Source organism: Sedimentitalea arenosa (assembly GCF_016428585.1).
Classification (GTDB): domain Bacteria; phylum Pseudomonadota; class Alphaproteobacteria; order Rhodobacterales; family Rhodobacteraceae; genus Sedimentitalea; species Sedimentitalea arenosa.
Genome location: NZ_JAELVR010000001.1, coordinates 358,175 through 380,162 on the forward strand (window position 1 = coordinate 358,175; position 21,988 = coordinate 380,162).

The window sequence follows — 21,988 nt, forward strand, 5'->3', positions numbered from 1 at the left end:
AAATTCGTGTCGCGGGACATATGATGAGTTCATGAAACGCTCTCTCATCCTCGCCGTCATCCTGTCCGTCCACCTCACGCCGGTCGCGGCGCAGGAGAAGAGTGAGGGTGAAACCCTGATGGAACGTGGCCTCGAGCTGTTCTTCGAAGGGCTGCGCGACCAGATGTCCCCGGCGCTCGAGAGCATGCGCGAGCTGGCCGAGGAATACGGTCCGGCACTGTCGAGCTTCTTGGAAGAAATGGGACCGGCCTTCGGTCGGATGCTCGACCAGGTGCAGGATTGGTCGGCCTACGAACCGCCGGAAATCCTGCCCAACGGCGACATCATCATTCGCAAGAAACCGCAACCCGAGACGCCTGTCGAGCCTGAAGACCCTCCGCCTGCCGGGCAGACCGATATCTGACAAGAGCCTGTCAAGGTCCGAGGCGCTCAGCGCGCTTGTGTGACGGTGAGTTCAGCCTGAAGCGCGGATGCGAGAGACTGCAATCGTGCCTCTGCGACTTCGCCGAAAAGTGGTTCGGCCTCTGGTGACAGGCGGAACTGCAAATGGCGTTTCTTGGGCTGCCAGACCAACGTGCTGCGGTTCGTGTCCTTGCGCATCAGGAGCATCGCGCCGAAGCGCATTGCCTTGCCCAGAACCTCCGCCTCCTGCTGCCGTTTTTCGTCGAGGAGGGTGAACATGTCATCGAACCGCGTGCCTTCGCGTTTGTTGCGGTATCGGTGCATCAGGGCGAGGCCCAGAAATACCCGCTCGGAATGCTTCAGCCCGCCGAGATTGGCGCGGGTCGCGTTGTCGAAACAGATTTCAGCACGATAGTCCGGATGGGCACGCCAACTGACGTCGTGCAAAAGGCAGGCCGCCTTGACCAGCCGCTTCTGGGCGGCGGGGGCCGATTTGAACAACGGCATCACGAAATCGAACAGGGTTTTGCCGAAGCCCGGAAACCGCGCGTCCTTGGACTCGGCAAAGCGGCAAGCCTCGATCAGAGGATCGCGATCGCGCAAGCGTTGGGGCATCTGTTCATACAGCAGGCCCTCGCGGATGCCATAGCTCGACACCGCGATATCCTTGGGTTTGAAGGTGCGCACGAGGCGGGCGAGCACGTCGCAGGCCATCGGCACCAGCGCCATCCGCGCGGCGGATACGCCGGCATCGTTTCGGATCTGCTCGAAATCACTCTTCTCGATGAACTTGATGGTCGCACGCACGTCGCTCGGCGTCATGCGATATTCATGCAGCACGTGCAGCGGATAGGCGCGTCGCAGCATGTCGATCCGGGCGATCGCCCGCCAACTGCCGCCGACAAGGAACAGGCGGTCACGTTGCGCGCCCATCGTTTCGCTCAGGCGTGCCATCGTGTCTTGGATATGCGCCTTGCGCGCCTTGCGCCCGCCCGTGATCCCCGCCAGCTTGAGCGGACCGAGAGCCGATGTCACGCGCTTGCCGACCCGTCCGTCCTTGATTTCCGCCAGTTCCATGCTGGAGCCGCCGATGTCGCAGACCAGGCCGTACGAGCCCGGCCAGCCCAGCAGAACCCCTTGAGCCGACAGGCGGGCCTCTTCCTCGCCGTCGATCACCCAGAGCCTGAGACCGGTTTCGCGCAGCACCTCCTCGCGGAAGGCCGGTCCGTCCTTGGCGTCGCGCACGGCGGCGGTGGCGACCACCGACAGCGGTGGAAGCTCCATCCCCTCGGCGAGGTGCTGGAAGCGGCGCAACGCCGCCAGCGCGCGCACGCGGCCCTCGGGGTTCAGCTGTCCCGTTTCGGACAGACCAGCGCCCAAGCCGCACATGATCTTTTCGTTGTAGAAATAGGCCGGGCTGCGCGCCGCACCGTCAAACACCACCAGACGGACGGAGTTCGATCCAACGTCCACGACGCCGACGCGCGACAGGGCGCGGGCACTCGGGCTGTCAAACAGGGCGCGGCCGAACGGGCCCCAGTCCGGATTGGCAGAGTCAGTTTGCAGGTTCATGTCGCCCCCGGATCGTTCCGGCCCAAAATGCGCCAAGCGGCGGCACGGGTCAATTGCTGCCCAAGTCATCCGTATGGGTCAGTTTCGGCACATCCGACGCCCCGGCAGAGCCGCGCCCGGACAGCGACGGGTTCTCCATGAAGAACCGGTGGCAGTTGAAGGCGAACTCGCCCTCGGGCAGGGGCGCGCGGATGAAGGCTCCGTCCGGGCCCATCACCCAGCTTTGCGCGACATCGGCGAGGTTGGCGGCCATGACCTGGCTGACGATCTGGGCTTTCACGGTGGCGTTGTTGATCTCGACCAGGGTTTCCACGCGCCGGTTCAGGTTGCGCCCCATCCAGTCGGCCGAGGAGATGAAGACCCGCGCCTTCTTGCCCGGCAGTCCGACGCCATTGCCGAAACAGACGATGCGGGAGTGCTCAAGGAACCGTCCGACGATCGACTTGACGCGGATGTTCTCGCTCAGCCCCTTGATACCGGGGCGTAGGCCGCAGATGCCACGGATCACCAGGCTGATCTTCACGCCGCCCTGGCTTGCCGCATAGAGCGCGTCGATCACCTCGCTGTCGATCAGCGAGTTCATCTTGGCCCAGATCTCGGCAGGTCGCCCGGCCTTGGCATGGTCGATCTCGGCCTCGATCATCTCGAGCAGGCGTTGTTTCAGGCTGATCGGCGAGATCGCGAGGTTTTCGAGCGCATCGGGCTGCGCGTAGCCCGACAGGAAATTGAACACCTTGGTCGCGTCGCGCCCCAGTGCGGTGTCACAGGTGAACAGCGACAGGTCGGTGTAGATGCGCGCCGTGATCGGGTGATAGTTGCCGGTCCCGTAGTGCGTATAGGTCACGAGGTTGTCGCCTTCGCGGCGCACCACGGTGCTGATCTTGGCGTGCGTCTTGAGGTCGAGAAAGCCATAGACCACATGCGCGCCCGCCCGTTCCAGCCGCCGCGACTGGCGGATATTGGCAGCCTCGTCGAACCGCGCCTTCAGTTCGACCAATGCCGTGACCGACTTGCCGTCCTCCGCCGCTTCGCAGAGTGCTTCGACAATGGGCGAGTTCTTGGACGTGCGATACAGCGTCTGCTTGATCGCAACCACGTCCGGATCACGCGCCGCCTGAGTCAGGAAGCGCACCACCATGTCGAAGGTCTCGTAGGGGTGGTGCAGCAGCATGTCCTTTTGCCGGATCGCGGCGAACATGTCGCCTTCGTGGTCGGTGACCCGTTCCGGTATCCGCGGCGTGAAGGACGGCCAGAGCAGGTCGGGTCGGGTGTCGAGCACCAGTTCGCTGACATCGGCCACACCGATCATGCCATCGATTTCCACCACCTCGGCGGTTTCGACGTTCAATTCCTGCATGATCGTCGCCATCAGCTTGGCGGGCGCTCCGGCCGAATGGGTCAGGCGGACGACCTCGCCTCGGCGGCGGCGTTTCAGCGCGACTTCGAATTCGCGCACCAGGTCTTCGGCTTCTTCTTCGACTTCCAGATCGCTGTCGCGCAGCACGCGGAACTCGAAATGCGCCTTGAGCTTGTAGCCGGGGAACAGGCTGCCGATCTGCTCGAGCAGCAGTTCCTCGAGCGGCAGGAACCGATGCGTTCCCGGTTCGGATGGCAGCGCGGCGAAGCGGTCGATCTGGTGCGGGATCGGCAGCAGCGCCTGCAGGGTGCTCTTGTCGCGGCTACGCTCGAGCTGAAGTGCGAGAGAGAAGCCGGTATTGGGGATGAACGGAAAGGGATGCGCCGGGTCGATCGCCAGGGGCGAGAGGACCGGAAACACCTTGTTCAGGAACACGTCGTCCAGGTGCTTCTTGTCGTCGGCCGTCAATTCGTCCCGCGTCAGGACCGATATCCCGGCCTCTTCCATCTCGTCCTGCAAGGAGGTCAGAACTTCCTGTTGGGACTGCATCAGCCTGCGGGCATTCTCGTTGATCAGCACGAGTTGCTCCGCCGGTGTCAGCCCGTCGTCTGCGGGTGTCACGTTGCCCGCATGGGCCAGTTCGCGCAGCCCTGCAACGCGCACAGTGTAGAACTCGTCCAGATTGGCCGCCGAGATGGACAGGAACCGCAGCCGCTCCAACAGTGGAACGCGGGGATTCTCGGCCTCTTCCAGCACCCGCCAGTTGAACCCCAGCCAGCTCAGTTCTCGGTTGTAGAACCGTCCCGGCCCGGTGATGTCGAGCTCGGGCATGTCGACCGGGGCGGCGAAGGGCGAGGCGAGGAAATCTGCGTGTGTCATCTTGCTGCCCATAATGTGGATATGTAACGCGTTAGTGTCGAGTCTAGGGGGTCTTGTCCCGCCCGCCAAGCAGATCGACCGCAAGCCGTCGCGACAGTTTGCGCCCCTGGTCCAGCGCGGCGCGGTCCAGTTGATCGACCACGCGGGCCGCGGCCTGGAAGGAACGGTCGATATGCGTCACGAGAAACGGGATCACGTCGGGCTTCGGCGTAATCTGTCGATCCGCGAACAGCTTGGCCAGAACCGCCGACAACAGCGCATCGTCCGGTGGTTGCAAGGCGACGTGGGTGGCCCCCTGCACGCGGCTCTGCAGATCGGGAAGCGACAGGTTCCAGAGATTGGGAGATGCCTCGCCGGTCAGGAGCAGACGGTGGCCTTGTGCCAGCGCAAGGTTGTGCAGGTGAAACAGAGCTTTCTGGGCGTCGGCATTCTCGGCGATGTCAGGCACGTCTTCCACAGCCACGCAGCCGCCGGCATGGTCGGGGATGGCGATTTCGGTCAGGTCGCGTGCGGACACGATGCGCGCGCCGGTCCGATCGGCCCAGACATGGGTCAGGTGGGTCTTGCCCGATCCGCGCGGCCCTGTAAGCACCAGCTTGCCACCGGGCCAGGTGTCGGGATGGTCGATCATCGCCACGGCCAGTGCATTGCCGGGCGAGACGAAGAAATCCTCGCGGCCCAGGACCGGCCGGGCGGGCAGGTCGAAACTCAACTGACGCGCCATGTCAGGAGGCGTCCTGATCCCGGTTTTCCGTGCCACGATAGAGCCGACTGTCCAGGTACTGGTTGACTGCAAAGCGCGCGATCACTCCGAGTGCGGCGGCCACCGGCACGGCCACCAGCATCCCGACGAAACCGAACAACGCCCCAAAAACGGACAGCGCCAGAAGCAGCCAGACCGGGTGCAGTCCGACCGAGTCGCCGACGAGCTTCGGGGTCAGAAAGTTGCCTTCGACGATCTGGCCGATCACGAATATCAGGGCCACCAGACCGATCGATGCCCATTCTCCCCAGAATTGGAACAGGGCCAGCCCGATGGCGAGCGATCCCCCGATCATCGCGCCCAGATAGGGAATGAAGGTCACAAGCCCGGCGATGAAGCCGACGACCAGGCCGAACTGCAGACCCACCAGCATCAGCGCGACGGCGTAATATGTCCCCAGGATCAGGCTGACGGTGCCCATTCCACGAATGAAGCTGGCCAGCGTCTTGTCGATGTCACCGGCGAGGCGACGGATCACCGGCGCATGTTCGCGCGGCAGAAGCTCGTCGATGCGGGCGACCATGCGGTCCCAATCAAGCAGCATGTAGACCGAGACGACCGGCACGATCACCAGCAGGACCACGATGTTCACGAATGATCCCAGAGACCCCAGCACGCCTTCGATGACCTGCGGGCCGCGCTCCTTGATCGCGGCGCCGATGGTGCTCAGCGTTTCTCGGGCGGTCGATCCTTCGACCAGGATCGAGGGGAACTGCTTGGTGATGAAGGCCTGCAGGTCGCGCATCAGTTGCGGCGCGATGTTCACGAGGTCGATCAACTGCGAAATCAGGGTCGGAATGACCAGCAGCAGCATGATGACCGAGGCCAGAATCGCGATGATCGTGATCACGGCTGTGGCCGCGACGCGCGACAGGCCGGCCTGCTCCAGCCGATCCGCGACCGGATCGATGAAATAGGCGATCGCGCTTCCCAGCACGAACGGCAGCAGCACGTCGCCGAGGAACCATAGAACCACGGCAAAGGCGATCGCGGCGACGCCCCAGTATCTGAGCTGATCCTTGACGGGAAGTGACATGTCGGGTCCGGTCCGGTTTGCCTGTCCGACATCGCCCATAGGGCCCCGAGTTTCAAGGGCGATCGACAAGCCATGCTCTTCGCACCCGCGGGGACCATTGCCCGATTGCCTGCGGCTTCGGTTTCGCATAGACCGCGACGGACCACCTTTCACCAAAGAGTCCCGCCATGCGCCTGTCCCGCTATTTCCTGCCTGTTCTGAAAGAAAATCCCGCAGAGGCACAGATCGTCAGCCATCGGCTGATGCTGCGCGCCGGGATGATCAAGCAGGCGCAGGCCGGTATCTATTCCTGGCTGCCGCTGGGCTACAAGGTGCTCAGGAATATCGAGACCATCGTTCACGAGGAGCAGGTCAGGGCAGGGCATATCCCGATGCTGATGCCGACGCTGCAATCGGCGGACCTGTGGCGCGAAAGCGGGCGCTATGACGATTACGGCGAAGAAATGCTGCGGATCACCGACCGGCACGGCCGCGACATGCTCTATGGTCCCACGAACGAGGAACTGATCACCGACATTTTCCGCAGCCATGTCAGCAGCTACCGGGACCTGCCGCTGACTCTCTATCATATCCAGTGGAAATTCCGCGACGAGATCCGCCCCCGGTTCGGCGTGATGCGCGGTCGCGAGTTCCTGATGAAGGACGGCTACAACTTCGACGTCGACAAGGACTCGGCGCTGCACGCCTACAACCGTCACATGGTCAGTTACTTGCGCACCTACGAGCGGATGGGTCTGCAGGCGATCCCGATGCGCGCGGATTCAGGCCCGATCGGCGGCGACAACACGCACGAGTTCCTCGTGCTCGCCGAGACCGGCGAAAGCGAAGTGTTCTATGACAGCGCCATTCTCGATCTGAAATTCGGCGACCGGGTCGTCGCCTACGACAGCCGAGAGGAATGCGCCGAAATCGTGCGGGAATGGACCACACCCTATGCCCGCACCGACGAGACCCACGACCCGGCGCTGTTTGACGCGATCCCCGAGGAGCGGCGCAAGACCAGCCGCGGCATCGAGGTGGGGCAGATCTTCTACTTCGGCACCAAGTATTCCGAGCCCCTTGGCGCGACCGTGCAGAATGCCGAGGGCAAGGCCGTGCCGGTCCACATGGGCAGCCACGGTATCGGTGTCTCGCGTCTACTTGGTGCGATCATCGAGGCCAGCCATGACGACAAGGGGATCATCTGGCCCGAAGGCGTGACACCGTTCCATTGCGGCATCGTCAACCTGAAACAGGGCGACGCCGAGGCCGACACCGCCTGCGAAACGCTCTATGCGGCGCTGACCGCCATCGGGCTCGAACCGCTCTATGACGACCGGAATGAACGCGCCGGCGGCAAGTTCGCGACGATGGACCTGATCGGCCTGCCTTGGCGCATCACCGTCGGGCCGCGCGGACTGAAGAACGGTGTCGTCGAACTTACCAGCCGCCGCACCGGCGAGAGTGAGGAACTGACGTCCGAACTCGCGGTTCGCAAGGTGGCCGAGATCTACGGCAAGACCGGGTGAACAAATGCAGTCCCCGCCGGCGATCTCTGTCATCACCGTCACGTACAACCTGATTGATGCGGGCCGGCGCGATAGTTTCGAGCGTGTGGTGGATTGTGTTCGAAAACAGACCTGTCCCAACCTCGAACATGTGATCCAGGACGGCGGATCGACGGACGGAACACAGGCTTTCATCGAAGAGGTCGTCACGGGCGATCCAGCGATCCGGTTTGAAAGCGAGCCCGATTCAGGCCTCTATGATGGGATGAACAGGGCGGTCGAGCGGGCCACCGGCGATTACGTCCTGTTTCTCAATTCCGATGATTCCCTGGCGTCAGACGACATCCTGTCCCACGTTCAGGCGCAGCTTGAAAAGCACAGGCCCGATTTCGCTTATGGCGCCACGGCCTCGCAGGATGCCGATGGGCGTGCACAGGTCTCGCGGCGCATGTCGCTCAAGGCGGTGCTGCAACGGATGCCGTTCTGTCACAACTCGGTCCTGATCCGGCGCGATGTGTTTCGCGCACTCGGCGGGCACGACACTTCTTATCGTGTTGCGGCCGACTACGATCTTGTGCTGCGCATGGTGGCGGCAGGATATCGTGGTCTGCGCATAGAGCAGCCGATCTCGTTGTTCTGGACACGTGGCGTATCGGCGGATGACGACAAGGTCGCGACGGATTATGCCCGCGTCTGGCAACACTTCTTTCGCGATCATGCTGCGGCGCAAACGCTTGTGCTGGAGGATTTCAAGCAATTCTATCACCAGGGACATATGCCGCTTGGGCTGCTGCTCGAAACCTTGCGCCGCCGCGACGTGCCTGCGCCGATCCGAAGGGCCGCGCGACATGGGGCTGCGAAATCGTTCCGACGCAAACTGCAACCCTGGCGCAGGTATTGAGGATCAACACATGGTCCCGATCCATGTCATAAACCTCGACCGCGTGCCAAGGCGCTGGACATTCGTGCACGACCAGTTCGTGGCGGCAGGGCTCGGCCAGGCGGTGCATCGGTTCTCGGCGGTCGACGCGCGCGCGCCGGACTTCGTCGCACCTGGTTATGCCCCGCACAGCTGGGGCGACCGGTGGGAGCTGGAACTGGGTGAACAGGCGATCTTCGAAAGCCACAGGGCCGCCTGGCACCTCGTGCGTGACCAAGCCCCGCACGGTGCCGTGATCTGCGAGGATGATATCCTCGTGTCGGGCGAGTTCGCCAAGGTGCTGGAGGCGTTGCCGGATGCAGACCTTGGCCTTGTCAAGCTCGATGGATTCAACTCGGTGCGCCGCTATGGTCCTCTGGAGAAAATTGGATCGCTCTGCGTCCGTCAAATCCTCGAACCGGTGCCAAGCGCTGCCTGTTATTTCGTCAACCGCAGCTCCGCCGACAGGCTGATCGAGGAGTCCCGCGCCTATTGCGCGACTCTCGACGACTATCTTTTTGCGCCGCGCGCAGGGCTGCCTCCGGTGCAGCTGTTTCCCGCCGTTGCGGTGCAGGGTATGTGCTGTGCCTCGCTTGAGGGCGCTGGCCTGCCCGACTGGATCGGGCAGAGCGAGCGTGCCGATGCGCACAGCGCGCGTCGTGCGGGGAAGGGGCCAACTGCCTATCGCGCCGGCAAGGAACTGTCTCGACTTGCCCGTCGCATGGGCCGCGCGGCGGGGGCTGACCGCCGCTTGCTGGATCGCGGAGGACTGATCGATTGCCCTCATCTTGCGCCCGATCTGCCGCCTTACCGCGTCGGCGAGGGCGCGCCTGAATGAACGCGCCTGATCGCTATCCTGATACCAAGGACGAGCCGGTCACCTTTGTCACGATCGCATTTTCAGGTGACCTGGCGCTGATCCGGTTGCAAGCGCGGTCCATGGCGCGGTTTCTCAGGCCTGAGGAGGTCGGGGAGATTCTTCTGGTCATGAACGAGGCGGACGAAACCGCATTGCGCCGTGCTCTCACGTCGCTTGCGGCCGACTACGGTCCGCATCGCGAAAAGCTGCGCATCTTGACCGGCGACGAGGTTCTGATGGGTCGGGAGCGCACGCGCCAACCCACTTTGTTCGAGCGGGTTTATGTCGAAAACCGGTTCCGCCTTCCTTTCCTGCGACGCGGCGGGTGGCGGGGGGGCAACGGATACCGGATGCAGCAGGCGCTGAAGCTTGCGTCGGCCCGGGCCGCACGTTTTCGGCGCATGGTGATACTCGATGGCAAGAACATCTTCCTGCGTGCGCCCCGTCCGAATGAATGGTTCGCCGCGGACGGTCGGGCGCGTCTCGCCTATGAAACGGTCGGCCCCGCCTTTCATCGAAACTGGCTGCGCGAGAGCCTTGATATGTTGGACGTGCGCGTTCCGCCCGAGAAGGTGCAAGAAACCTCTGGATATACCACGCCCTATCCGGTCAGCCGTAGGCTTGTTCTGGACGTTTTGGACGCTCTTGAGTCGCGCCACGGTTCGGTTCAGTCGGTATTCGCAGGAAAACGCCGACCGTCCGAGTTCATGCTGATATTTGCGTTTTGCCTCAAGCATTTCGGCGGACCGCACGCGGTCTTCGAGAATGTGGAGAAGGAGCAGGTCGGCCTGTGGGACAGCTTCGATGCGCAGGCGCGGGACAAGGCTCTGACCGCGGCTGAAACCGACACTCCGCTCACCTTCGGTTTGCATCGCAACACGGTTTCGCAGCTTGACGCGGTGGGCCGCCGCCGTATCGTCACGCTCTTCGCGGAGCGGGGAATCGACATTTCCACAGTGGTGCCGGATGCTTCGCCCGCGCAGGACGACTGACACACACCCGCGCGCAATCACAGAACCCAGGAGACCGCATGGTCAGGAGCCCAGCCCCCTTCGCCGCCTTCGAATGGACCATCGCATGGCGTTACTTGCGGGCCCGCCGGGCCGAAGGCGGTGTCAGCGTGATGACCTGGATCAGCCTGATCGGGATTACGCTGGCTGTCTTCGCCTTGATCGCGACCCTCGCGGTGCGCTCGGGGTTCCGGACCGAATTCGTCGGCACCATCCTCGGGGCGAACGCCCATGTGACCGTGTACAACGCGGCGGAGGTCGATGCACAAGGCCGCCTGAGTCGCACCATTGCGGACTACGAGGCCATGGCCGAGCGAGTCGCGCAAGTGCCCGGCGTCATTCGGGTGGCACCGCTGGTCAAGGGACAGGTGATGGCCAGCCTGCAAGGCAGCAATGCCGGGGTCGAGGTCTTTGGGATCGCGCCGGTCGATCTGCAGGGTCTGCCTGGTATCGCCGAGGCCGAGCAGGCGTTCGGGGATCTGTCGCGCTTTCCTGAAGGCGTCGCCATCGGCGCGGGCGTCGCGCGGGCTTTGGGCGCGGGCGTCGGCGACCGAATCAAGCTGATTTCTCCCGACGGGGTGCGCACTGCCTTCGGCACCAGCCCGCGCGTGAATGCCTATGAGATCGTCTATGTCTTTTCGGCCGGGCGCTACGACATCGACCGCACCCGGCTCTATATGCCGTTCGCCGAGGCACAGAGCTATTTCAACCGCGAGGGGGTGGCGGACGAGCTCGAGGTGATGGTGAGCGACCCGGAAGACGTCAATCCGATCGCCTTGAACATCCTGCGCGCGGCGGGCGAGCGGGCGCAGGTCTGGACCTGGCGCGACGCGTCGGGTGGGTTCCTGCGGGCGCTTGAAGTCGAGGACAACGTCATGTTCATCATCCTGTCTATCCTCGTGCTGATTGCCACGATGAACATCGTCTCGGGCCTGATCATGCTGGTCAAGAACAAGGGGCGTGATATCGGCATCCTGCGCACCATCGGATTGAGCGAAGGCTCGGTCATGCGCATCTTCTTCATCTGCGGCGCGTTTACGGGAGTGCTTGGGACCATGTTCGGGGTTATCCTTGGATGTCTCTTCGCGCTCTACATCGATCCGATCTTCTCGTTGGTGAATTACGTGATGGGCGGTGGAGTCTGGGATCCGTCGATCCGGGGGATCTATGCCCTGCCGGCGGAGTTGCGTCTGACCGATGTGCTGTCGGCGGTCTCCTTGTCGCTCGGCCTCTCGTTTCTGGTCACTCTGTTCCCGGCCCGGCGCGCGGCGCGGATGAACCCGGTGGAGGCGTTGCGCTATGAATGAACCGGTCTTGTCGCTGTCCGGAATCTCGAAATCCTACAATCGCGGAACGCCCGGCGAGGTCGAGGTGCTGCGCGGGCTCGATCTGGACCTGCACGCCGGCGAAATCGTGGCGCTGGTCGCGCCCTCGGGCGCCGGCAAGTCGACCCTTCTGCATATCGCCGGGCTACTCGATACGCCGGACACGGGACAGGTCAGGATCTGCGGTGAGGATGCCGGCACGCGCAGCGACCGGGGTCGCACCGCCGTGCGCCGGCGCGACGTGGGCTTCGTCTACCAGTTCCACCACCTTCTGCCGGAATTCTCTGCGCGCGAGAACATCATGCTGCCGCAACGGGCCAACGGCACCTCTGCCGATGCGGCCCGGGCCCGGGCTGATCTCCTGCTCGACCGTGTCGGCATCGCCGCGCGCGCGGATCATCGCCCGGCGGCCCTGTCCGGCGGTGAACAGCAGCGCGTGGCGTTCTGCCGGGCGTTGGCGAATGAACCCCGTTTGCTACTGGCGGACGAACCGACAGGCAATCTCGACCCGGCGACATCGGGCCAGGTTTTCGATGTGCTGATGGAGCTTGTCGCGCAGACCGGTCTTGCGGCCCTGATCGCGACCCACAACATCGAACTGGCCGCGCGCATGGATCGGGTTCTGCGCTTGGACAACGGACGGCTGGTCGACGTTGCCGGGCCTGTGCACTTGGCCTGAGCCGAAGGCCCGCCCGCAGGCGTCACTTGTCCTGTTGATCTGAATCATGGCCGCGCTGGCCGCGATGACCCACCGTGAGACCGACGCGGATCGTAGCGTGCACGACCCGCGCAGAACAATCGAGGAGACCGAGAGATGCGTATCCCTTGCATGTCATTTGTCGCCATCCTGACCCTGTCGGCGCTGCCGGTGGCGGCGCAGGACGCCGAGGCGGGCCAGGATCACTACCGCACCCATTGCGCCACATGCCACGGGATCGAGGCGCGCGGGCAGGGGCCGATGGCGGGTGTGCTGCTGATCAAGCCCAGCGACCTGACCGCCCTTGCGCGTGACAATGGCGGCGTGTTTCCGACCGAGCGCGTGGTGATGCGGATCGACGGGCGCGACCCGCTGGTCAGTCATGGCAGCCCGATGCCGGTTTACGGGGACTTCTTCGAAGGCGAGGACACGGCGGTCAAGGCGCCGAACGGGCAGCCGATCCTGACCAGCAAACCGATTGTGGACCTCCTGGGATATTTGCAGTCTATTCAGAACGAATGACAAAGGACCACGACATGACCCGATTGCAGCTCTCCGCACTGACACTCCTGATCGGCCTTGCGGGCTGCACCCAGTCCGAAATGCCCGGCCCCGGCGAGGGTGAGACCTTGTTCGTGGAGAATTGCGCCGCCTGTCACGGGCTGCGGGGCGAGGGCGGCGACAGCCTCGTCGGGGGGCAGGTTGCGCCCGACCTGACGATGATCGCCGCGCGCAATGGAGGGACCTTCCCGCGCGCCGAGGTCCTGTCGCAGATCGATGGCTACGCGCGCGGCAGCCTGCCTGCGGACGTCATGCCGGAATTCGGTGATCTGCTGAAGGGCGAAACGGTCCCTGTCGAAATCGATGGCACCATGACGCCCACGCCACGCCCGCTGGCGGCGCTCCTGGCCTATCTGGAAAGCATCCAGGCGCCCTGACCGGAAAACCTAGTTGCAGATCCCGTCGAGTTCCGCGCCGCGCCACGGCAGGTAAACATCGCTTTCCCGCCTGGCTCCGGGCAGGTCGGTGACCGGGAAGGCATCCTTGAGCATCCTGTGCAGGCGCTTCGTGCGGGCAGCATCGGGCGCGAGTGCGCGGCAGCAGACATATTCCTCGACGATCGCGCCCTGTTGCTCGAAGCCGTAGTTCAGGAAATCGGGCGAACTGTCGAGGTCAAACAGGTAGGGATCGTCGATCCGCCCGTGCTCCGCCGCCGCGCGCCATGGGCTGTATCCGGTCCGTGCACGGTTCTGCCACTGCCAGACATGGGTCAGCTCATGCGCCAGCAGCATCGATTGCACGAGGTTCAGTCGTTCGGGATAGTCCTGCAGATAGTCGTCCAGATACCATTTGCGCGCGAAATAGACCCGGTTGAACAGGGTCACGGCGGCGGGGGTGCTGGTGACGATCTCTTCCTTGACCGGCGGCAGGATGCGTTCGCGGCAGGCCAGGCGCGGCCGGGCCTTGCGCTGAAACGTCACTGCGGAAACGGGTGCGCCTTCGACCAGCCGCACTCTTGAAGTGTTCAGCTGCTCACCCTTCAGCGTGCGGGCGAACGTCGCCTCCGACTCGGTCAAAGGCCGGCCGCAACCGGACAGCAGGACGAGGATGAGGAACAGCCGCAACATCATGGGCGGGAAACTAGCCCGACGGGACACGTGCGGATAGGTTGAAATCCGCTTCTGAGAGGTTTTTCAGAAAGCTGGCGCGTGAGCTTGACAGATCAGGGCGCGAAGAAGGTGGCGGTGGCTGTCGCGACGATCTTGCCACTGTCCTCCTCGGTCATTTCGGCACGGGCAAAGACAAGCGCGCGCCCGGCGCGCACGACGTGGGCCCGGCACAGGATCGCCGTTCCGACACCAGGGCGCAGGAATTGCGTGTGCAGGTCCGTGGTGGCGAAGGGGACGAACGCGCCCTTGTGGGCGATGGCGGCAAGGACCATCGACGTGTCGGCCAGCGCGGCCAGCGCCTGGCCCGAGACGATTCCGCCGACCCGTGCCAGATGCGAACCCAAGGGCATCCGGATCAGAGCATGGTCGCGATCGATATGAGACACTTCTAGGTCGAGCGCCTGAACCCAGCTGGCGAAATTGTCCCGCAGGATCTCTTGCGCCAAGTCGGGCGTGACGGGTATCGCAGTGCCTGTTTCCATGCACCCAGCCTATGAGCGCAGCGCGAGCGTGTCGAGCGTCGCATGACCATGAAAAAGGGCGCGGTGGCTATTGCCGCCGCGCCCCGTGGCAATGGGCCTCAAGGCCCGCAGCGCGCTGTTCAGGCCGCCAGGTCGAACCGGTCGGCGTTCATCACCTTGGTCCACGCAGCGACGAAGTCATGCACGAATTTCTCGGCATTGTCGTCCTGGGCATAGACCTCGGCATAGGAGCGCAGGATCGAATTCGACCCGAACACCAGGTCGACCCGGGTCGCGGTCCACTTGGTCGCGCCGGACTTGCGGTCGCGGATCTCGTAGAGACCGTCATCGACCGGCGCCCATTGATAGCCCATGTCGGTCAGGTTGACGAAGAAGTCAGTGGTGAGCGCACCGGTGCGGTCGGTGAAGACGCCATGCGCCGTGCCGCCATGGTTGGTGCCGATGGCCCGCATCCCGCCGACCAGAGCGGTCATCTCGTTGGCGGTCAGACCCATCAGTTGCGCACGGTCGAGCATCATCTCTTCCGGGCTGACGATATAGTCTTCCTTCTGCCAGTTGCGGAACGCATCGGCGAGCGGTTCGAGCACGTCGAAGCTTTCGGCATCGGTCATCTCGTCCGTGGCGTCGCCCCGGCCGGGGGAGAACGGCACGCTCACCTCGACGCCCGCCGCCTTGGCGGCCTTCTCGACGCCGACATTGCCAGCGAGAACGATCACATCCGCGATCGAGGCCCCGGTTTCGGCGGCGATCGGTTCCAGGACGGACAGCACGCGCGCCAGACGCTCCGGCTCGTTGCCTTGCCAGTCCTTTTGCGGGGCCAGGCGGATTCGCGCGCCATTGGCGCCGCCGCGCATGTCCGAACCGCGATAGGTGCGGGCGCTGTCCCATGCGGTCGAGACCATGTCCGAGACCGACAGGTCGGTTGCCGCGATGCGTGCCTTGACGGCCTCGACGTCATAGCCGGTCGGCCCGGCGGGAATCGGATCCATCCAGACCGGCTCTTCCTGCGGTACGTCCGGGCCGAGGTAGCGCACCTTGGGGCCCATGTCGCGGTGGGTCAGCTTGAACCAGGCGCGGGCAAAGGTGTCCTTGAAGTACTCGGGATCGGCCATGAACTTCTCGCAGATCGCGCGATAGGCTGGATCCATCTTCATCGCCATGTCGGCATCGGTCATCATCGGCATGCGGCGCTTGCTCGGGTCGGAGGCGTCGACCGGCATGTCCTCTTCCTTGATGTCGACCGGCTTCCACTGCTTGGCGCCTGCCGGGCTCTGGGTGAGTTCCCATTCGTGGCCGAACAGCATCTCGAAATAGCCCATGTCGAAAGTCGTCGGATTGGTCGTCCATGCGCCTTCCGGCCCGCCGGTGATCGCGTTTGCGGCCTGACCTTTCAGTTCCGGGTTGAACCAGCCCAGACCCTGCTGCTCGATCTCGGCGGCTTCGGGTTCACGGCCCAGAAGCTCAGCGTTGCCGTTGCCGTGGCATTTGCCGACCGTGTGGCCACCTGCGGTGAGAGCCGCGGTCTCTTCATCGTTCATCGCCATGCGCTTGAAGGTCTCGCGCACCTGCTCGGCGGTCTTCAGCGGGTCGGGGTTGCCGTTCACGCCCTCGGGGTTGACGTAGATCAGGCCCATCTGCACGGCGGCGAGGGGGTTTTCCATGGTGGCAGGGTTGTCGACATCGTCATAGCGGTTGTCGCTGGGGGCCAGCCATTCCTTTTCGGCACCCCAGTAGGTGTCGATCTCCGGGTGCCAGATATCCTCGCGCCCGAAGCCAAAGCCAAAGGTCTTGAGGCCGAAGGACTCATAGGCGACGTTTCCGGCCAGGATGATCAGGTCGGCCCAGCTGATCTTGTTGCCGTATTTCTTCTTCAGCGGCCACAGCAGGCGGCGCGCCTTGTCCAGGCTGGCGTTGTCCGGCCAGGAGTTCAGCGGTGCAAAACGGATGTTGCCGGTCCCGGCACCACCACGGCCATCGGCCAGACGATAGGTGCCCGCAGCGTGCCAGGCCAGGCGGATCATCAGGCCACCATAATGCCCGTAGTCGGCCGGCCACCATTCCTGGCTCTCGGTCATCAGCGCGTGCAGGTCTTTCTTGAGCGCCTCGACGTCCAGCGACTTGACCGCTTCGCGATAGTCGAAGTCAGCGCCCATCGGGTTGGTCTTGGTGTCGTGCTGGTGCAGGATGTCGAAGTTCAGCCCGTTGGGCCACCAACGCGTGACGGTCGATCCCTGCTCGGTATTCGCGCCATGCATCACCGGGCATTTGCCGCTGCGGTCGATATCGTTTCCATCCATGAGAAGTCTCCCTTTGTGTCTCGGTTCGTCTGCGGGCCGGACCTGCCGCTGCGTCAGTCTGAATAGGACAGGAACGCGCTGTCGGCCAGACGAATCCATCATTCGGATACGGGCCGGTTGTAACACATTCCAAAATTATTGAAATTTAGATTTTGCGATGATAGCGATAAGCTCAGATTATGATAAACCTCACCATGAAACATCTGCGCTACTTCGAAGCGCTTGCCCGGCACGGTCACTTCGGGCGAGCGGCGGCGGCCTGTTCGATCTCCCAACCGGCGCTGTCGGTGCAGATGAAGGAACTCGAGGCGCTGCTGGGGGCGCCGCTGATCGAGCGCAACGCACGTCAGATCCGGCTCAGTGCGTTGGGAGAAGAGCTGGCCGAGCGCGCCCGCGACATCCTGCGCGCTGTGGACGAGATCGAGGACCTGGCCCGCACCAGCCATGGTCCGCTGGCCGGACGGCTGCGGATCGGCGTGATTCCGACCGTCGCACCCTACATGCTGCCCGGCGTCATCAAGCACCTCACCCGGTGCTATCCCGACCTGGACCTTCGCCCGCGTGAAGCGATCACTCAGACCTTGTTGCGCGACATGCTGGATGGTCGGCTCGACGTCGCCATCGTCGCGCTGCCCCTGTCCGAACCGACCCTGCACGAAGAGCCGCTGTTTCAGGAGGATTTCGTACTGGTGCGGTCGCTGGAAGACGCGGGAAAGCCCGCGCCGAATCCGGAGGCGCTGCGCGAGATGCGCCTGCTGTTGCTGGAAGAAGGTCATTGCTTCCGCGACCAGGCATTGTCCTTCTGCAAGGCGGCGACGATGCAGCCGCGCGAACTGATGGAGGGCAGTTCGCTGTCCACGCTCGTGCAAATGGTCGGTGCGGGCATCGGCGTGACCCTGATCCCCGATATGGCGGTCGCCATCGAAACGCGCTCGGCACCGGTTTCGGTCGTGCCACTGCCGGCGCCGCGCCCGTCGCGCACCATCGGTATGGTCTGGCGCAAGTCGACGCCCCTGGCGGAGCAGCTGAGCGGCATCGCGGCACAGCTGCGGGACGCGACGTCCGAGGGCATCACCCCGATTGCGCAGAACAGCATGACGGCAGGTGCCGGATTGGGGATTTGAGAGCATAAACAAGACGCCGGCGTGCGCACGGGATTGTGTTCATGTAATGTTCACAATTTCCTGTTGGAGACTCGCACGGGCTCCACTATGTCTAGCGCGATAGCGGGGGCACCATGGCAGAGCTCAAAACCATCGAAGTGCGCGGGGCGCGCGAACACAATCTGAAGAGCATCGACGTGGACATCCCGCGCGACCAGCTGGTGGTGATCACCGGCCTGTCCGGGTCTGGGAAGTCTAGTCTCGCCTTCGACACGATCTATGCGGAAGGTCAGCGCCGCTATGTCGAGAGTCTGTCTGCCTATGCACGGCAGTTCCTCGACATGATGGAAAAGCCCGACGTGGACCATATCAGCGGGCTGAGCCCGGCGATATCCATCGAGCAGAAGACCACCAGCAAGAACCCGCGTTCGACCGTCGGCACGGTGACCGAGATCTATGACTATCTGCGGCTGTTGTTCGCCCGCGCCGGCACGCCCTTCAGCCCCGCGACTGGCAAGCCGATCGAGGCGCAGCAGGTGCAGGACATGGTCGACCGGGTGATGGCGATGGAAGAGGGCACGCGCGCCTACTTGTTGGCGCCGATCGTCCGCGACCGGAAAGGCGAATACCGCAAGGAGATGCTGGAGCTGCGCAAGCAGGGCTTTCAACGGGTCAAGGTGGACGGGCAGTTTCACGAGTTGGACGATCCGCCGGTGCTGGACAAGAAGTTCCGTCATGACATCGACGTGGTGGTGGACCGCATCGTCGTGCGCGAGGGGCTGGAAACCCGGCTGGCGGATTCCCTGCGCACCGCGCTCGACCTGGCCGACGGGATCGCGATCCTCGAAACTGCGACGGATGAGCCCGAGCGCACCGTGTTCAGCGAAAAATTCGCCTGTCCCGTCAGTGGCTTCACCATCCCGGAAATCGAACCCCGCCTGTTTTCCTTCAACGCGCCCTTCGGCGCCTGCCCGGACTGCGACGGGCTGGGGATGGAGCTGTTCTTTGACGAACGGCTCGTGGTGCCGGATCAGAACCTCAAGATCTATGACGGCGCGCTGGCCCCGTGGCGCAAGGGCAAGAGCCCTTATTTCCTGCAGACCATCGAGGCAATCGCCAAGCACTACGAGTTCGACAAGAACACCAAGTGGAAGGATCTGCCCGCCCATGTGAAGCAGGTGTTTCTACATGGCTCGGGCGAGGAGGAAATTCCCTTCCGCTATGATGAGGGGGGGCGTGTCTACCAGGTGACGCGCGTCTTTGAAGGCGTCATTCCCAACATGGAACGGCGCTATCGCGAAACCGATAGCAACTGGATCCGCGAGGAATTCGAGCGCTACCAGAACAATCGGCCTTGCGGCACCTGTGATGGCTATCGTCTGCGGGAAGAGGCGCTGGCGGTGAAGATCGCCGGGCTGCACGTGGGCCAGGTCGTTCAGATGTCGATCAAGGAAGCCTTCCACTGGTGCGAGAGCGTGCCCCAACATCTGACGGCCCAGAAGAATGAAATCGCGCGCGCGATCCTCAAGGAAATCCGCGAGCGGCTCGGCTTTCTGAACAATGTCGGACTGGAATACCTGACCCTGTCGCGCAGTTCAGGCACGTTGTCGGGCGGCGAAAGCCAGCGCATCCGGCTTGCGAGCCAGATCGGCTCGGGCCTGACGGGCGTGCTCTACGTGTTGGACGAACCCAGCATCGGTTTACACCAGCGCGACAACGACCGGCTGCTCGGCACGCTCAAGAACCTGCGCGACCAGGGCAACACGGTCATCGTGGTCGAACATGACGAAGAGGCGATCCGCGAGGCGGATTACGTTTTTGACATCGGTCCCGGCGCGGGTGTCCATGGTGGGCGTGTCGTTGCGCATGGGACGCCGGCGCAGGTGGCCGCTGATCCGGCCAGCATCACCGGCCAATACCTGACCGGCACGCGTGAAATCGCCATTCCGTCCCAGAGGCGCAAGGGCAAGGGCAAGTCGGTCAAGGTGGTCAAGGCGACGGGAAACAACCTCAAGGACGTGACCGCCGACTTCCCGCTGGGAAAATTCGTCTGCGTCACCGGCGTATCCGGGGGCGGCAAGTCGACTCTGACCATCGAAACCCTGTTCAAGACGGCGAGCATGCGGCTCAATGGTGCGCGCCAGACGCCTGCTCCCTGCGAAACCATCAAGGGGCTCGAACATCTGGACAAGGTGATCGACATCGACCAGCGCCCGATCGGGCGCACGCCACGCTCCAACCCGGCCACCTATACCGGCGCGTTCACCCCGATCCGGGACTGGTTTGCCGGTCTGCCGGAATCCAAGGCGCGCGGCTACAAGCCGGGACGTTTCAGCTTCAACGTCAAGGGCGGGCGCTGCGAAGCCTGCCAGGGCGACGGCTTGATCAAGATCGAGATGCATTTCCTGCCCGATGTCTACGTCACCTGCGAAACCTGCAAAGGCGCGCGCTACAATCGGGAAACCCTGGAAATTCAATTCAAAGGCAAGAGCATAGCAGACGTTCTTGATATGACGGTCGAAGATGCGCAGGAGTTCTTCAAGGCGGTTCCCAGCATTCGCGAAAAGATGGATGCGCTTGTGAGAGTCGGGTTGGGCTACATCAAGGTCGGCCAGCAGGCGACGACACTTTCGGGCGGCGAGGCGCAGCGGGTCAAGCTGTCAAAGGAGCTGTCCAAACGGTCGACCGGGCGCACGCTCTATATTCTCGACGAACCCACGACCGGGCTGCATTTCGAGGATGTGCGCAAGCTGCTCGAAGTGCTGCACGAATTGGTCGAACAGGGCAATTCGGTGGTCGTGATCGAGCATAACCTCGACGTCATCAAGACGGCCGACCACATCATCGACATCGGTCCCGAAGGTGGCGATGGCGGCGGCGAGATCGTCGCGACCGGCACCCCCGAACAGGTGGCTGGAGAACCGCGCAGCCATACCGGACGCTACCTCAAGCAGATGCTGGCCGGGCGCAAGGTCGCCGCCGAATAGAGGCGTCAGGGCGCAACATCTCTCTCTTCCGGCGTCGGCCGGGGATGGCGATCCTGGTCATCGCCCAGGAAATGGCCGAGCCACCTGAGACCTTCGATCTCGTCGCAGACGATCTTGGCCACGATCAGGATCGGAACTGCGACGACCATGCCGACGGCGGACCAGATATAGGCGAAGAAGGCCACCACCAGAAACAGGATCGGCGTGTTCAGGCGCATCCGGCGTGAAATCATGATCGGGGTCACGAACTGTCCCTCGATCGAGGTCAGGGCCATATAGGTGGCGAAGACGCCGAGCGCCGGCCAGAGGTCGTCGAACTGGATGAAGGCGAGCAGCCCCGCGATTGCCGCACCGAGCACCGCCCCGAGGAAGGGGATGTAGTTCAGCGCGAAGCCCAACAGACCGATCGAGATCGCGCCCGTCAGTCCCCAGATCGACATGGCGATGCCGATGCAGATCCCAAGCATCGCGTTGATCAGCGTGATGCCCCCAAGATAGCTTCCCAGACGGGTCTCGATCCGTTCGATGATTTCGACAACGCGGCGCTTGTCGCGGTTCCTGCTGAAGCTTTCCACCATGCGATTGACGAAGAAATCGCCCGAGGAAATCAGGAAGAAGGTCAGAACGATCGCGAAGACGACTTGGCCCAGTACCTGCGGCGCCATTGTCATTATGGTCAGGCTCGACGCACTGTCCGAGACGACTTCGACCTCCATCGCGGTTTTCTCTGTTCCCGATTTCACCGCTTCGTCCAGGGCTGCGGCGGCCTCGTTGACCGCCTTGAGCGTACCGCTTTCGGCCATCAACTTCTGCTCCATCTCGCGCAGCAGGTTGGGCAGGTCGCGGATCAGGGCCGAAACCGGTTCCTGGAACCACAGCACCGCCACGGCAACGAGCACCAGCAGGAAGCCGGTGAAAAGGCCCGCGATCAGCGAATCCGGGAAGCCGAGTTTGGACAGCAACCGGCGCGGTCTGTTGAAGACCAGGTAGGACAGTACGGCGGCGGTAACGGGGATCAGGAAATTCGCCGCCCACAACATCAGGTGGATCAGCAGGATCACGAAAATGCCGGTGACCGGGATCGCCACGCGTTCGTTCTGGTTCATCGCGGCCATCCTGTGTTGCGGGTGTCTGGGTCCGTTG

At 63.4% G+C, this 21,988-nt stretch carries 19 protein-coding genes; 11 read left to right on the plus strand and 8 right to left on the minus strand.

The genetic code is table 11. The features are described from left to right. Window positions 1–31: 31 nt before the first annotated feature. Window positions 32–403 carry a hypothetical protein gene (locus JF290_RS01720; protein ID WP_199022996.1) on the plus strand — a complete coding sequence of 124 codons (372 nt, stop codon included), beginning with the start codon at window positions 32–34 and terminating at the stop codon, window positions 401–403. A gap of 26 nt (window positions 404–429) precedes the next feature. Here the strand turns inward: JF290_RS01720 and JF290_RS01725 are convergent, their stop codons facing one another. The 4 genes from JF290_RS01725 to JF290_RS01740 are packed head-to-tail and all read right to left on the minus strand — an operon-like array spanning window position 430 to window position 6,009. After that, complete coding sequence (locus JF290_RS01725; protein WP_199022997.1) at window positions 430–1,974, minus strand: Ppx/GppA family phosphatase; 1,545 nt, start codon at window positions 1,972–1,974, stop codon at window positions 430–432. 49 nt (window positions 1,975–2,023) lie between these two features. Beyond that, complete coding sequence (locus tag JF290_RS01730; RefSeq protein ID WP_199022998.1) at window positions 2,024–4,210, minus strand: RNA degradosome polyphosphate kinase; 2,187 nt, start codon at window positions 4,208–4,210, stop codon at window positions 2,024–2,026. Window positions 4,211–4,253: 43 nt separating this feature from the next. Next, entirely contained in the window at window positions 4,254–4,934 is a 681-nt protein-coding gene (locus tag JF290_RS01735) for a P-loop NTPase family protein (RefSeq protein ID WP_199022999.1), read from the minus strand. A gap of 1 nt (window position 4,935) precedes the next feature. Beyond that, entirely contained in the window at window positions 4,936–6,009 is a 1,074-nt protein-coding gene (locus tag JF290_RS01740; RefSeq protein ID WP_199023000.1) for an AI-2E family transporter, read from the minus strand. 167 nt (window positions 6,010–6,176) lie between these two features. Here JF290_RS01740 and proS point away from each other — a divergent pair, with 167 nt between their 5' ends. The 8 genes from proS to JF290_RS01780 all read left to right on the plus strand — a co-directional run bounded on the left by proS (window position 6,177) and on the right by JF290_RS01780 (window position 13,244). Further along, window positions 6,177–7,517, plus strand: coding sequence for a proline--tRNA ligase (proS, locus tag JF290_RS01745; RefSeq protein ID WP_199023001.1), 1,341 nt, complete (start codon window positions 6,177–6,179; stop codon window positions 7,515–7,517). A gap of 4 nt (window positions 7,518–7,521) precedes the next feature. Then, window positions 7,522–8,397 carry a glycosyltransferase family 2 protein gene (locus tag JF290_RS01750; protein WP_199023002.1) on the plus strand — a complete coding sequence of 292 codons (876 nt, stop codon included), beginning with the start codon at window positions 7,522–7,524 and terminating at the stop codon, window positions 8,395–8,397. A 10-nt stretch (window positions 8,398–8,407) separates the two neighbouring features. Continuing rightward, on the plus strand, window positions 8,408–9,253 hold the full coding sequence (locus JF290_RS01755; RefSeq protein WP_199023003.1) for a glycosyltransferase family 25 protein: 846 nt from the start codon (window positions 8,408–8,410) through the stop codon (window positions 9,251–9,253). Beyond that, window positions 9,250–10,266, plus strand: a complete 1,017-nt coding sequence (locus tag JF290_RS01760; RefSeq protein ID WP_199023004.1) for a DUF6492 family protein — start codon at window positions 9,250–9,252, stop codon at window positions 10,264–10,266. Before JF290_RS01755 ends, JF290_RS01760 begins: the two co-directional genes overlap by 4 nt. A 38-nt stretch (window positions 10,267–10,304) precedes the next feature. After that, entirely contained in the window at window positions 10,305–11,591 is a 1,287-nt protein-coding gene (locus tag JF290_RS01765) for a lipoprotein-releasing ABC transporter permease subunit (protein WP_199023005.1), read from the plus strand. After that, window positions 11,584–12,288, plus strand: a complete 705-nt coding sequence (locus tag JF290_RS01770) for an ABC transporter ATP-binding protein (RefSeq protein WP_199023006.1) — start codon at window positions 11,584–11,586, stop codon at window positions 12,286–12,288. Before JF290_RS01765 ends, JF290_RS01770 begins: the two co-directional genes overlap by 8 nt. Before the next feature lie 135 nt (window positions 12,289–12,423). Next, window positions 12,424–12,828, plus strand: a complete 405-nt coding sequence (locus JF290_RS01775) for a c-type cytochrome (RefSeq protein WP_199023007.1) — start codon at window positions 12,424–12,426, stop codon at window positions 12,826–12,828. 14 nt (window positions 12,829–12,842) lie between these two features. Further along, the gene (locus tag JF290_RS01780) at window positions 12,843–13,244 is read left to right on the plus strand and encodes a c-type cytochrome (RefSeq protein ID WP_199023008.1); all 402 of its coding nucleotides are present in this window, start codon (window positions 12,843–12,845) and stop codon (window positions 13,242–13,244) included. Between the two features lie 9 nt (window positions 13,245–13,253). Here JF290_RS01780 and JF290_RS01785 read toward each other — a convergent pair whose 3' ends face one another. From JF290_RS01785 to katG, 3 genes are all read right to left on the minus strand, one after another. Then, on the minus strand, window positions 13,254–13,937 hold the full coding sequence (locus JF290_RS01785; RefSeq protein WP_199023009.1) for a hypothetical protein: 684 nt from the start codon (window positions 13,935–13,937) through the stop codon (window positions 13,254–13,256). A 92-nt stretch (window positions 13,938–14,029) separates the two neighbouring features. Next, window positions 14,030–14,458, minus strand: a complete 429-nt coding sequence (locus JF290_RS01790; RefSeq protein WP_199023010.1) for a PaaI family thioesterase — start codon at window positions 14,456–14,458, stop codon at window positions 14,030–14,032. A 119-nt stretch (window positions 14,459–14,577) separates the two neighbouring features. After that, window positions 14,578–16,755, minus strand: a complete 2,178-nt coding sequence (katG, locus tag JF290_RS01795) for a catalase/peroxidase HPI (protein WP_199023011.1) — start codon at window positions 16,753–16,755, stop codon at window positions 14,578–14,580. 179 nt (window positions 16,756–16,934) lie between these two features. Between katG and JF290_RS01800 the strand changes: the two genes are divergently transcribed. Next, a complete protein-coding gene (locus tag JF290_RS01800) occupies window positions 16,935–17,879 on the plus strand; it encodes a hydrogen peroxide-inducible genes activator (protein WP_199023012.1) in 945 nt (314 codons plus the stop codon). Between the two features lie 113 nt (window positions 17,880–17,992). Beyond that, window positions 17,993–20,845: an excinuclease ABC subunit UvrA gene (gene uvrA, locus JF290_RS01805; protein WP_199023013.1), complete on the plus strand. Its 2,853-nt coding sequence runs from the start codon at window positions 17,993–17,995 to the stop codon at window positions 20,843–20,845. A gap of 5 nt (window positions 20,846–20,850) precedes the next feature. Here the strand turns inward: uvrA and JF290_RS01810 are convergent, their stop codons facing one another. Further along, a complete protein-coding gene (locus tag JF290_RS01810; protein WP_199023014.1) occupies window positions 20,851–21,951 on the minus strand; it encodes an AI-2E family transporter in 1,101 nt (366 codons plus the stop codon). Window positions 21,952–21,988 lie beyond the last annotated feature (37 nt).

Coding starts and splice junctions, on each gene's coding strand:
- JF290_RS01720 (WP_199022996.1), top strand. CDS start 32: ATGAAACGCTCTCTCATCCTCGCCGTCATCCTGTCCGTCCACCTCACG.
- JF290_RS01725 (WP_199022997.1), bottom strand. CDS start 1,974: ATGAACCTGCAAACTGACTCTGCCAATCCGGACTGGGGCCCGTTCGGC.
- JF290_RS01730 (WP_199022998.1), bottom strand. CDS start 4,210: ATGACACACGCAGATTTCCTCGCCTCGCCCTTCGCCGCCCCGGTCGAC.
- JF290_RS01735 (WP_199022999.1), bottom strand. CDS start 4,934: ATGGCGCGTCAGTTGAGTTTCGACCTGCCCGCCCGGCCGGTCCTGGGC.
- JF290_RS01740 (WP_199023000.1), bottom strand. CDS start 6,009: ATGTCACTTCCCGTCAAGGATCAGCTCAGATACTGGGGCGTCGCCGCG.
- proS (WP_199023001.1), top strand. CDS start 6,177: ATGCGCCTGTCCCGCTATTTCCTGCCTGTTCTGAAAGAAAATCCCGCA.
- JF290_RS01750 (WP_199023002.1), top strand. CDS start 7,522: ATGCAGTCCCCGCCGGCGATCTCTGTCATCACCGTCACGTACAACCTG.
- JF290_RS01755 (WP_199023003.1), top strand. CDS start 8,408: ATGGTCCCGATCCATGTCATAAACCTCGACCGCGTGCCAAGGCGCTGG.
- JF290_RS01760 (WP_199023004.1), top strand. CDS start 9,250: ATGAACGCGCCTGATCGCTATCCTGATACCAAGGACGAGCCGGTCACC.
- JF290_RS01765 (WP_199023005.1), top strand. CDS start 10,305: ATGGTCAGGAGCCCAGCCCCCTTCGCCGCCTTCGAATGGACCATCGCA.
- JF290_RS01770 (WP_199023006.1), top strand. CDS start 11,584: ATGAATGAACCGGTCTTGTCGCTGTCCGGAATCTCGAAATCCTACAAT.
- JF290_RS01775 (WP_199023007.1), top strand. CDS start 12,424: ATGCGTATCCCTTGCATGTCATTTGTCGCCATCCTGACCCTGTCGGCG.
- JF290_RS01780 (WP_199023008.1), top strand. CDS start 12,843: ATGACCCGATTGCAGCTCTCCGCACTGACACTCCTGATCGGCCTTGCG.
- JF290_RS01785 (WP_199023009.1), bottom strand. CDS start 13,937: ATGATGTTGCGGCTGTTCCTCATCCTCGTCCTGCTGTCCGGTTGCGGC.
- JF290_RS01790 (WP_199023010.1), bottom strand. CDS start 14,458: ATGGAAACAGGCACTGCGATACCCGTCACGCCCGACTTGGCGCAAGAG.
- katG (WP_199023011.1), bottom strand. CDS start 16,755: ATGGATGGAAACGATATCGACCGCAGCGGCAAATGCCCGGTGATGCAT.
- JF290_RS01800 (WP_199023012.1), top strand. CDS start 16,935: ATGATAAACCTCACCATGAAACATCTGCGCTACTTCGAAGCGCTTGCC.
- uvrA (WP_199023013.1), top strand. CDS start 17,993: ATGGCAGAGCTCAAAACCATCGAAGTGCGCGGGGCGCGCGAACACAAT.
- JF290_RS01810 (WP_199023014.1), bottom strand. CDS start 21,951: ATGAACCAGAACGAACGCGTGGCGATCCCGGTCACCGGCATTTTCGTG.